The organism is Bacillus sp. REN16 (assembly GCF_020731355.1).
GTDB lineage: Bacteria > Bacillota > Bacilli > Bacillales > Bacillaceae_L > Ferdinandcohnia.
In genome coordinates this window covers 111,496-122,756 of the sequence record NZ_JAJFZK010000010.1, presented here as the reverse complement: position 1 = coordinate 122,756, position 11,261 = coordinate 111,496, and the positions used below count along the sequence as shown (strand labels likewise).

General features: G+C 37.8%; 13 protein-coding genes. All 13 read right to left on the bottom strand.

Features of this window, described 5'->3' with window-relative positions; genetic code table 11:
* Window positions 1-129 precede the first annotated feature (129 nt).
* Entirely contained in the window at window positions 130-903 is a 774-nt protein-coding gene (locus LKW28_RS15445; RefSeq protein WP_229141247.1) for a CheR family methyltransferase, read from the bottom strand.
* An 84-nt stretch (window positions 904-987) separates the two neighbouring features.
* Complete coding sequence (gene ndk / locus LKW28_RS15440) at window positions 988-1,434, bottom strand: nucleoside-diphosphate kinase (protein ID WP_229141246.1); 447 nt, start codon at window positions 1,432-1,434, stop codon at window positions 988-990.
* 95 nt (window positions 1,435-1,529) lie between these two features.
* Window positions 1,530-2,492, bottom strand: a complete 963-nt coding sequence (gene hepT / locus LKW28_RS15435; protein ID WP_229141245.1) for a heptaprenyl diphosphate synthase component II — start codon at window positions 2,490-2,492, stop codon at window positions 1,530-1,532.
* Between the two features lie 112 nt (window positions 2,493-2,604).
* Window positions 2,605-3,309, bottom strand: coding sequence for a demethylmenaquinone methyltransferase (locus LKW28_RS15430; RefSeq protein WP_229141244.1), 705 nt, complete (start codon window positions 3,307-3,309; stop codon window positions 2,605-2,607).
* A 2-nt stretch (window positions 3,310-3,311) separates the two neighbouring features.
* Complete coding sequence (locus tag LKW28_RS15425; protein ID WP_229141243.1) at window positions 3,312-4,124, bottom strand: heptaprenyl diphosphate synthase component 1; 813 nt, start codon at window positions 4,122-4,124, stop codon at window positions 3,312-3,314.
* Between the two features lie 150 nt (window positions 4,125-4,274).
* Window positions 4,275-4,505, bottom strand: a complete 231-nt coding sequence (gene mtrB, locus LKW28_RS15420; protein WP_229141242.1) for a trp RNA-binding attenuation protein MtrB — start codon at window positions 4,503-4,505, stop codon at window positions 4,275-4,277.
* A 71-nt stretch (window positions 4,506-4,576) separates the two neighbouring features.
* Entirely contained in the window at window positions 4,577-5,143 is a 567-nt protein-coding gene (folE, locus tag LKW28_RS15415) for a GTP cyclohydrolase I FolE (protein ID WP_229141241.1), read from the bottom strand.
* A 128-nt stretch (window positions 5,144-5,271) separates the two neighbouring features.
* Window positions 5,272-5,544, bottom strand: coding sequence for an HU family DNA-binding protein (locus LKW28_RS15410; RefSeq protein WP_229141240.1), 273 nt, complete (start codon window positions 5,542-5,544; stop codon window positions 5,272-5,274).
* A gap of 288 nt (window positions 5,545-5,832) precedes the next feature.
* A complete protein-coding gene (gene spoIVA, locus LKW28_RS15405) occupies window positions 5,833-7,311 on the bottom strand; it encodes a stage IV sporulation protein A (RefSeq protein ID WP_229141239.1) in 1,479 nt (492 codons plus the stop codon).
* 267 nt (window positions 7,312-7,578) lie between these two features.
* Complete coding sequence (locus LKW28_RS15400) at window positions 7,579-8,298, bottom strand: hypothetical protein (protein ID WP_229141238.1); 720 nt, start codon at window positions 8,296-8,298, stop codon at window positions 7,579-7,581.
* 22 nt (window positions 8,299-8,320) lie between these two features.
* Entirely contained in the window at window positions 8,321-8,521 is a 201-nt protein-coding gene (locus LKW28_RS15395) for a DUF2768 domain-containing protein (protein ID WP_229141237.1), read from the bottom strand.
* Between the two features lie 350 nt (window positions 8,522-8,871).
* Window positions 8,872-9,912 (bottom strand): NAD(P)H-dependent glycerol-3-phosphate dehydrogenase, encoded by a 1,041-nt coding sequence (locus LKW28_RS15390; protein WP_229141236.1) that lies wholly within the window; start codon window positions 9,910-9,912, stop codon window positions 8,872-8,874.
* 15 nt (window positions 9,913-9,927) lie between these two features.
* A complete protein-coding gene (der, locus tag LKW28_RS15385) occupies window positions 9,928-11,238 on the bottom strand; it encodes a ribosome biogenesis GTPase Der (RefSeq protein ID WP_229141235.1) in 1,311 nt (436 codons plus the stop codon).
* Window positions 11,239-11,261: the final 23 nt, after the last annotated feature.

Below are 11,261 nucleotides of genomic sequence, written 5' to 3'. Positions count from 1 at the left end.
ATCCGGATAGATTTTTTCAAAATTTTATACGGTTTACATCCACAATATAAAGAAAAAGAATTTACCAAATGGCAAATTCGATTTCTTTATCTTAACAAATATTATTAGATTTGTCATTTTTCAAAATTTTTATTTTTTTCGATAAAAGAATGTTTCTTCCGTTTCCAGCCCATATATTCCGGGATTAAAAATTTGCTCCGTACTCCCAACAAAGAGGATGCCATCACTTTTAAGCGCATCACTAAATTTGTTGTAAAGCAAATCCTTTGCCTCTTCAGTAAAATAGATTAATACATTTCGACATACGATTAAGTCAAAATTCGTTCCAAATGGATCTGCTAGTAAATTTTGCTTGTTAAAAGTCACAGCTTTCTTTAAGTCCGGATGGATATTGTAATAAGCTCCATCTTGAGTAAAAAAACGTTTTTTCATATCAAAGGGCATTTCTTGAAGAGAACGTTCTGGATACACACCCATTCTTGCTCTCGCAAGAATATTTTCATCTATATCCGTAGCTAGAATGGATATTTGGTGCAAAGGTAAAAACTTTGATAGAATCATTGCAAGTGTATACGGCTCCTCACCGGCTGAACAGGCTGCACTCCATACTTTTAGCTTCCGATTTTGTTGAAGGAGTTTTGGAAGAATCCTTGTTTCTAATACTTCCCATCGTTTCGCATTTCGATAAAACTCTGAAACATTGATTGTCATTCGATCTAAAAACTCATGCATCAGTTCCTTATTATTTTCAATTCCCTTATAGTATTCCTGAAAACTCGAAAATCCTCTTTTTTCGAACAATGAGGTAAGTCTTCTTACCATTTGAGCTTCTTTATATAAACGTAAATCAATACCCGTTTTTCTTTTTATTTGTTCGGTAAATAATATATAATTCTTGTCCATAACTTCTCCTCAAAAATACTTGATCTTACGGGGTGAAAGTTCCTTTAGAAAAACCAGCCCTTCTTAGGGCTGGTTTTGGTTAGATTAGTAAATCCAGTTATTAATTAGCTTATCGTAGGATACTAATTCTTCTTCTTTGAAGAATAATGAAATTTCACGTTCAGCACTTGCTGGTGAATCAGAACCATGAATAACATTCTTTCCAACTGTTAACCCAAAATCTCCACGAATTGTTGCAGGTGCAGCATCCTTTGGATTTGTTGAACCCATCATTTGACGAGCAGTTGCAATTACATTCTCACCTTGCCAAACCATTGCAAAAACTGGTCCAGAAGTGATGAAATCAACTAGTTCTCCGTAAAACGGACGCTCTTTGTGCTCGCCATAATGTTCGCCAGCAAGCTCTTCTGAAACCGCCATCAATTTAGCTCCCACTAATTGAAAGCCTTTTCTTTCAAAGCGTGAAACAATTTCTCCAACTAGTTCACGCTGTACACCATCAGGTTTAACCATTAAAAATGTTTTTTCCATAGCGATCTCCACCCCACCAAAATTATGTATAATAGTCATTGTTTAGCGACCAATCAAAATAGTAACACTATTTTGATTGGTAATCAACGGTATCCCTAAAATTTTCTTTTTCCGATATATTTTGCAACATTGTACAACGTATTTCTGGCACGACTCGAAGGCAATTCCTCTAAAATCTTGTATGCTTTTTCTAAATAACGATTACTTAATGCCTCGGCTTGAATGATTGCATCAGATTGTTTAATGGCTTTAATTAAAGGTTTTATTTCAGAAGCTGTTGTACGTTCAGATACTTGGATAATTTGTTGCTTAAGATTTTGATCCTTCATCGCATATAGAACCGGCAAGGTAATATTACCCTGAAGCAAATCACTACCTGCGGGTTTACCCAATTGCTCATCGGAACTAGTGAAGTCTAAAATATCATCTGTTATTTGGAATGCCATCCCCACATAATAACCATATAAAAACAGCTTTTTATGGACATCTGCGGGCACTTCTGCCGCTACTGCTCCAAGTTGACAGCTGCTTGCAATTAACAGAGCCGTCTTCCGCTTGATTCTGCGTAAATAACAGCGCAAGTTCTGATCAAAACGATATTTATCTTTGATTTGTTCGATTTCACCTAAACAAACCTCAACAATCGTATGTGCAAGTAGTTTATGTAGTAAGGGATTAGGAAGCTTTGTGATAATTTCCAGTGAGCTGCCTAAAATATAATCTCCAGCGTACATCGCGATCTTATTATCCCATTTTGCCTTAATAGTGGGCCTGCCGCGCCGAATATCCGCGTCATCAATTACATCGTCATGCACAAGAGAGGCCGTATGAATAAGTTCAAGTGTTACGGCAACATTTTTAATGACATCAATATCATATTTCCCAAATTTCCCACCTAAAAGGACAAAAACGGGTCGCAGTCGCTTACCGCCGGATTGCAGTAAATGTAATCCGGCTTGTTGAAGAACCGGATGCTTCCCTTTGATAGAAGCCTCCAATTCTTTTTCTATAATTGCTAAATCTGTATTCAAATACGAATACATCAAAGATAATTTCATCAGTTTCACCTTAGTCTCAAAATATGACATAACTTTATTAAGTCGAAGGTCAAACCCCGATTTAATAAAGTTAAGCCTCCGGCGGATGCCACGATTTTTTAATGAACGATTACTACTTCTTAATGCCCATATGCATCGCAGCTACACCTAAAGTATATGGTTTCACTTCAATTTCGGTCAAGCCTGCTTCCCGGAACATAAGTGCAAGTTCTTTCATTCCTGGAAAATCACGTGCTGATTCCTGAAGCCATGAATATTCCTGATAACTTTTCGCAAAAAGCTTTCCGAAAACCGGCATAATAAAACGAAAATAGAAAAAATATAATTGCCTAAATCCAATCATAGTCGGCTGTGAGGTTTCCAAGCAGACAACCTTCCCACCTGGCTTTACCACCCTTTGCATTTCTTTTAAAACGGTCATGTAATCCGGTACATTTCGAAGGCCAAAACCAATCGTTACATAGTCGAAAGAATTATCCTCAAACGGAAGCTCCATCGCATTACCATGAATTAATTCAATCTGATTTAATTTTAGCTTGTCCACTTTTTCTTGACCGATTTTAAGCATATTTTTACTAAAATCGAGACCGGTTACCTTTCCCGAAGGACCGACCTTTTCTGCAAGGGCAATAGTCCAGTCGGCGGTACCGCAGCATAAGTCAAGTGCAGCCGATCCCACTTTGACATCCATACGTTTCATAGTATCCTTACGCCAAGCTTTATGTTGTTGGAAGCTGATAACGGAATTCATTTGGTCATAGTTTTTATATATTTTTTCAAATACATGATGCACACGTTGTTCTTTAGATTGTTCCATAATTACCCTTCTTCCACAATCTTTTTCAATGTAAACGAGGTACTTTTAAGAAGTAGTTCATTGATTCGATTTAGTAGTGATTTGTTTATTTTAGGGTTTGTCTTTAATGACTCTTCTAGTTTTTTGCAAACAAGAGAAAGATGCTTGTTAAATTCAAACATTACATCCGTTTCTTGTTCTCCCTTTTCCCTCGAAGCTATTTTCTTAAGGGTCTTAAAAAGAATTGAATCTCCATCTTCTGCGTAATGGTCTCTTTCATGTAGGAGCCATTTTAGCAATAAAAAGTTTTGAACAATTTCTTCCCACTTTTTAATTTGAAAACTATTTACGATTTTTCGGAAAATAGCAGATTCAACCGATGTTACATATGATAAAAGCTGGTCTACTTGATCATGATCCATTTGATACAAATAAATTTTGGCCTCATTCACATCTTTAATACCTTCTGCAAGGATTCGTATAAAGGTTATATCGGAAGCTTGCGCAAGAAGATAATAATACAGCCCGCTAAAATAGTCTCCTGCCAATATGGCTAATTGTTGACCACGTACACGTTCATCTGAAAAGGAAAGTCGATTGGGGACTGTTTCATGGGTATCTAATGCCTGTTGAACAAGCATAGTGGTCACTATATAATTCGTTAATTGCTCTTTCGGTAAAAGCAAATCCTCGCAAATGGAGTATAACAATAATAGTTTATCCTCATCTATACTTGGTGTCTCCATATATCTTTGAAGGTATGAGTGTCTTGTTTTATCCTCAATACGCTCCTTAAGATTGGCAACTATTTCCTTGATGTCATGCAAATCAATCACCCTTGTTTCCCCAATTTAAAAAATCCGTTTTTTATCTATGTTCAAGTTCTTTATCATTAGTCTTTATAAAACAACGTTAATTATAACATACATCACTTAGTTTTTCCCTTAGTTTTATTTAAACCAAAAGAAAAAGCAGGATTTACCTGCTTATTTTTTTGAATCTGATTCAGTTTCTCCATGACTTGTTTGGATGATTGCATGACCTCGTATCTTGATAGCTGAAGTATGTTCAGTGAATTGCGCAATCATGACCTCGCCTTTATCCAATTTCTCCGAATGATGAAAGCGTGTATCAGATCCTCTCGTTAATCCGATTACATTTACTCCATCTTCTACTGCTTTGATAACAATAAATTCTGAGTTTGAATTATTACTCATCCTTTTCACTCCTATGGTACAGAACTAAGTTCATTAGCTTTTCTTTACTATCTCGTAATTTTTTATGGATGTCAATTCTTAATTAATGATAAGACTTCACTTCGAGCAGCAGGGTCCTTTTGTAATATTCCTCGGACAGCTGAAGTAACAGTTTTCGCCCCTGGCTTTTTAACACCCCGCATTGTCATACACATATGCTCTGCTTCGATGACCACCATTACTCCGTGAGGCTGAAGTGTTTCAACTATTGCATCAGCAATTGTTGAAGTAATTCTTTCTTGTAATTGGGGTCTTTTTGCTACTGCCTCTACCGCTCGTGCCAGTTTGCTCAATCCCGTTACTTTTCCACCCTTAGGAATATAGGCAACATGGGCATGTCCATAAAATGGGACGAGATGGTGTTCACACATAGAGTAAAATGGAATGTCTTTTACTAATACCAATTCCTCGTGTTCTTCTCCAAAAACGGTTTGAAAATATTCTTTCGGATCATCTTGTAAGCCAGAGAAAACTTCGGCATACATTTTTGCTACACGTTTTGGTGTGTCCACTAACCCTTCTCGCTGCGGATCTTCCCCGATTGCTTCTAAGATCATTGTAACTGCTTGCTCTATTTTTTTATAATCTATCGAAGTCATTTGCCAACCTCTCCTCTATTCACAACTGTCGGTTCATTGATTCTAGCATATTTATGAATATAAAACAAAAAAGAGTCGCGAAAAATAAACGACTCTTCTTGTAACTTACACATAGGTTCTATGTAAAATTATTTTACTGCGTCTTTAAGCACCTTTCCTGGTTTAAATGCAGGAACCTTGCTTGCAGCGATTTCGATTTCTTCACCAGTTTGAGGGTTACGCCCTTTACGAGCTGCACGCTCACGTACCTCAAAGTTTCCAAACCCGATTAACTGAACTTTGTCTCCACCTTTAAGAGCTTCAAGGATAGAATCAAAAACTGCATCAACAGCTTTTGTAGCATCCTTCTTAGAAAGTTCAGCACTTTCAGCGACAGCGTTAACTAATTCTGTTTTGTTCATGACATTCACCTCCTCCCAAATAAAAATTCCAAATCATATGAATAATCATTCATTGCTCTTTAAGCCTTATGTCATCAAGTATCTCTTACATTAGCTTGATGCTAACATGCCTTATAATAAACGATTCTTAGACATAATTCAATATATTTCAACAGAAATATTACCTTTTTATGTATATTTCACCAAAAAGCACTTATTTTTTGTAAAAAGCTTATCATATACGTATTTAGGAAAGCAAATAAGGCAAAATTTCCACAAAAAAAGACTCCCTTGTGAGGAGCCCAAATCTTATAATATGATGGCAATCAATCCACCTGATCCTTCGTTAATGATTCTTTCAAGGGTTTCTTTTAACTTGTAGCGTGCATTTTCAGGCATTAATGATAATTTTGCCTGAATCCCCTCGCGAACGATGGAGCTTAATGAACGTCCGAAGATATCTGAGTTCCAAATAGAAAGCGGATCATCCTCAAAGTCTTGCATCAAGTAACGAACTAATTCTTCGCTTTGCTTTTCAGTTCCAATGATCGGAGCAAATTCGGACTCAACATCAACCTTAATCATGTGGATAGATGGTGCAACAGCCTTTAAGCGAACCCCAAATCTTGATCCCTGACGGATGATCTCAGGCTCATCCAGGCTCATATCAGATAACGCTGGTGCTGCAATTCCATATCCTGTTTGCTTCACCATTTTTAACGCGTCCGCTACTTGATCATACTCTGCTTTTGCATGAGCAAAGTCTTGCATAAGCTGTAAAAGATGATCTTTTCCGCGGATTTCAACGCCCACAACTTCCTTAAGGATTTGATCATATAAATCATCCGGAGCATATAAATCAATTTCTGCTACACCCTGCCCCATTTCAATCCCTGCTAAGCTTGCTTGGTCTATAAAGTCATATTCACTAAATTGACCAACGACACGGTCAACATCGCGTAAACGCTTGATATCTTGGACTGTATCCTTCACAGCATCCTGATAGCTTTCTCTTAACCAATGATCCTCTCTTAAGACCATTACCCAGCTTGGCAGGTTTACATTTACCTCTAAGACTGGGAACTCATATAGCGCTTCACGCAAAACATTAAATACATCTGCTTCACGCATACTTTCAACACTCATTGCCAATACAGGAATATCGTATTTTTCACTTAATTCCTGACGAAGAGCATCCGTTTCTGGATGATGAGGATGGACTGTGTTAATAACCATGATAAATGGTTTCCCTACCTCTTTTAACTCAGCGATTACCCGTTCTTCCGCTTCAATATAATCTCTTCTTGGAATTTCTCCAATTGAACCATCCGTTGTAACAAGGACACCAATTGTAGAATGCTCCTGGATTACCTTTCTTGTGCCAATCTCTGCTGCTTCGTGGAACGGGATTGGCTCTTCATACCACGGAGTATTAATCATACGTGGGCCATTTTCATCCTCATAACCCTTTGCACCTGGAACTGTGTATCCAACACAATCGACTAGGCGAATGTTTACATCAAGCCCTTCTTCAACATGTACTGAAACAGCTTGATTTGGAACAAACTTTGGTTCGGTTGTCATGATTGTTCTTCCAGCAGCACTTTGTGGCAGTTCATCCTGTGCGCGAGCCTTATCAGCTTCACTACCGATATTCGGTAAGACTACTAATTCCATGAATTTCTTTATGAAAGTAGATTTGCCTGTTCTAACTGCACCAACGACTCCTAAATATATATCGCCACCGGTGCGTTCAGCGATATCTTTGAAAATATCTACCTTTTCCAAGTGTGATCCCTCCCGATTTTACAGTTCTTGGGATAATTTTATCCGTTTACTACATATTCTAGGACATTATATTTGTATGACGTTGTCCTAATTAAATATGACTATTTCTAGAAAAAAATTGCCCCCCATAATATGTAGCAGCAAAGTTGAGTTCAAAAAGCCAATCTAAATTACTCTAGCAAGCTATTTTTCTTACACTTTTTGAACGAATAAACAAAAATAAAAACCCTTCTCTTAGAGTTTATGTCTAAAAGAAGGGTTCATGACTTATTTATCTAAAAAAATTGGTTCATTTTCTTCATCGATCGTGTATGGCAAAGAATTGGTTGGTACGAACATCGAGTTATCGACTAAAATATCTCGAATATCGTCACCTGTTTTATAGGTATGTTCATATTTTGATAAATAATCAAATAAATCCATACGATAATCTACAACAATTTCATTGGAGCTCGTAATCAAGAGTGGCAAGTTTTTTCCTGTGAACGGACTCACAACATATGGCGCTTCCTTCAAGCCGAGCTTACTGTAATCCAATGTAAATACATTAGTGTGAAGCTGTTCTTTAAACGGCGCATATCCATTTGAAGAACGATACATTTCAACCCGCAAATTTAGTTCACTAAGTTCTTCTGAAATACGAACATCTAAAAGTTTAACCGTTGGGTTTGTTTCTGCATTTACTAAAACATATAAATAAACCCCGCCCGTTTCATAAGCATTACCGGGTGGTTCGGCTATGTATTTTGGTGAAAGCTTAATAAAATCAATCGGATATTTTTGATAAATTGGGGTCTCCATCTCTCTTGTTTTAATCGGTAAAAGACCACCAGAATCCTCTTTGAATTGATCAACAGCTCTCTGAACAGCTGCAATTTGATCCTCATAAGGGATTTGGTTTTGAGCAAGCTTATCATTCGGGTAAAGGCACCCTGTAAGTATTGATAATGAAAAAGCAATAACCAACAGTTGTAACGTAACTTTCATATTAATACCATCCTTATGTTCTCTACTCAATAACTGGCCCGCTAAACACAACTATGACCATAATAATGCCAGCTAGAATCATAAAAAGATAAGCCAACGCGGCTACGATTCCTTTTAGGAAGCCCTTTAGTTTATATCGACTAAAGTAAATGGATATGATAGCAATAGCCATCGACGCCATCCCTGCAAACGATATCCACATTTTTAGTAATCCTGGTGTCATCTTACTCACTCCCTTGTCCAACTCTAACATTCCGTCAAATATTATATCATAATAAGCATTATTAACCTAAGCATAAATTGTTAAATAAAAAAACTGAAGTAAAGAGGGGCACCTTTACTTCAGCAACCGTAAAACTAAATATTCCCTTTAATCCAATGGCTCAGACCCACAGTATACTACGTTGCATTTTATGCGAAAACGGCATGAAATGTATCGTCTTATGCCTATTTTTCACAAGAAAGTGCAAACTTTTTTACTCATTAGAATATTCTTGCTGTGCGAAATGTTGTCGATCCCGCTATTTTACTATTCTCCTTGCCATCATATGCACGAAAAAGGCAGTCTGTGTTTTAGTTCAACCCTTTTTCTTCAAAATAATTGAAAATATCGGACATTTCATTTGTTCTTCCTCTGGCCATTAATTGATCAACAGCATCTTTAGGTGATTGATTATTGAAAAGAACGTCATATAAAGCAAATGTGATCGGCATAGACACGTCCATTTTTTTAGCAAGCTGATACGCTGCTTTTGTTGTTCTTACACCTTCAACAACCATTCCCATATTTTCGAGGACTTCCTCAAGGCTTTGCCCTTTTCCAAGTAAATTTCCTGCACGCCAGTTCCGTGAGTGCACACTAGTACACGTTACAATTAAATCACCAATTCCGGTTAATCCGGCGAAGGTTAGCGGGTTTGCACCCATTTTGCTGCCCAAACGCGAGATCTCGGCTAAACCACGGGTAATTAGAGCAGCTTTTGCATTATCTCCATATCCAAGACCATCTGTAATTCCAGCAGCCAAGGCGATAATATTCTTAAGCGCCCCACCGATTTCGACGCCAATAATATCGGGGTTAGTATATACGCGAAAATGCTGATTAATGAATAGATCCTGAACATATTCAGCAGATTCCATATTTTTAGAAGAAACAGTTACAGTTGTGGGATGACGAAGTACTACTTCTTCAGCATGACTTGGACCAGAAAGAACCACAACATCTTTTAACAGATTTGAAGGCATTTCTTCCTCAATCATTTCAGAAATCCGCTTTAATGTGTCCGGTTCAATCCCTTTACTCACATGAACGATCGTTAATGGTGCTGAGATGACCTGACTTATTTTCTGAAGAACCTCCCGGATTGCTTTTGTTGGAACGGAAAGAACAATGGTCTTCACGTCCTCCAGCGCCTTTCCTAAATCCGAATATCCAATGATCGTTTCTGGCAAATCAATTGATGGAACATACTTCGAATTGGTATGCTTAATGTTGATTTCGTCAACCTGCTCTTGTCGATGTGACCAGATCCGAACCTCATGATCATTGTCAGCAAGAACAAGTGCAAGTGCCGTACCCCAGCTACCCGCTCCAATAACCGTTACTCTCTCCATTACATCTTCCCCTTCCTATTTTCTTGCCCTTGCGATAACCTTAATTGGTGTACCTTCAAATCCAAAAGCATCCCTAATCCGATTTTCTAAGAAGCGTTCATATGAAAAATGCATTAACTCGGGCTCATTTACAAATACAACAAAGGTTGGCGGCTTAACTGCGACTTGTGTCACATAGTAAATTCTTAGACGTTTCCCTTTATCCGTAGGTGTTGGGTTCATTGCAACAGCATCCATAACGACATCATTTAACACATTTGTTTGAACACGTCTTGTATGATTTTCACTAGCCATATCAATCATTGGAATCAAAGTATGAATCCGGCGTTTTGTTTTTGCAGATAAGAACACAATGGGTGCATAATCAAGAAATAGGAAATGATCACGAACCTTCTGCTCGAATTCCTTCATCGTTTTCTCATCTTTTTCGATTGCATCCCACTTGTTGACAACGATTACGACCGCTCTGCCCGCTTCATGAGCATAACCTGCAATTTTTTTATCCTGTTCGATAATCCCTTCCTCTGCGTTTAACACTACAAGGACAACGTCAGAGCGTTCAATTGCCTTTAAAGCCCTAAGCACACTATATTTCTCCGTGCTTTCATAGACTTTTCCTTTTTTCCTCATACCAGCAGTATCAATGATGACATACTCTTTGCCATCCACTGTGTATTTTGTATCGACCGCGTCCCGCGTTGTTCCAGCAATATCACTTACAATGACTCTTTCCTCACCTAATAAGGAATTGACAAGTGATGACTTACCTACATTTGGTCGACCAATCAAAGAAAATTTAATAATTTCGTCATCATAATCTTCGTTTCCACCCTTTGGAAAATGTTTGATGACTTCATCCAATAAATCTCCTAGCCCAATCCCATGTGAGCCCGAAATCGGAATTGGTTCTCCGAATCCTAAAGCATAAAAGTCAAAAGTATCTGCCCTCATTTCAGGGTTGTCTACCTTATTTACAGCTAATACGACAGGTGTTTTCGAACGATATAAAATTTTCGCAACCTCTTCGTCCGCACTTGTCACACCCTCACGGCCGCTTGTCATAAAAATAATGACATCTGCCTCATCGATTGCAATTTCTGCTTGGTGTCTAATTTGAGCAAGAAATGGCTCGTCGCCAATATCAATACCCCCTGTATCAATAATATTAAATTCTTGATTTAGCCACTCGCCAGAACTATAAATGCGATCTCTAGTTACTCCAGGTATATCTTCTACAATTGATATTCTTTCTCCTACTATCCGATTAAAAATTGTTGACTTACCTACGTTTGGTCGACCAACAATTGCCACAACTGGTTTTACCACATGCGTTCTTCCCTTCTAAACGA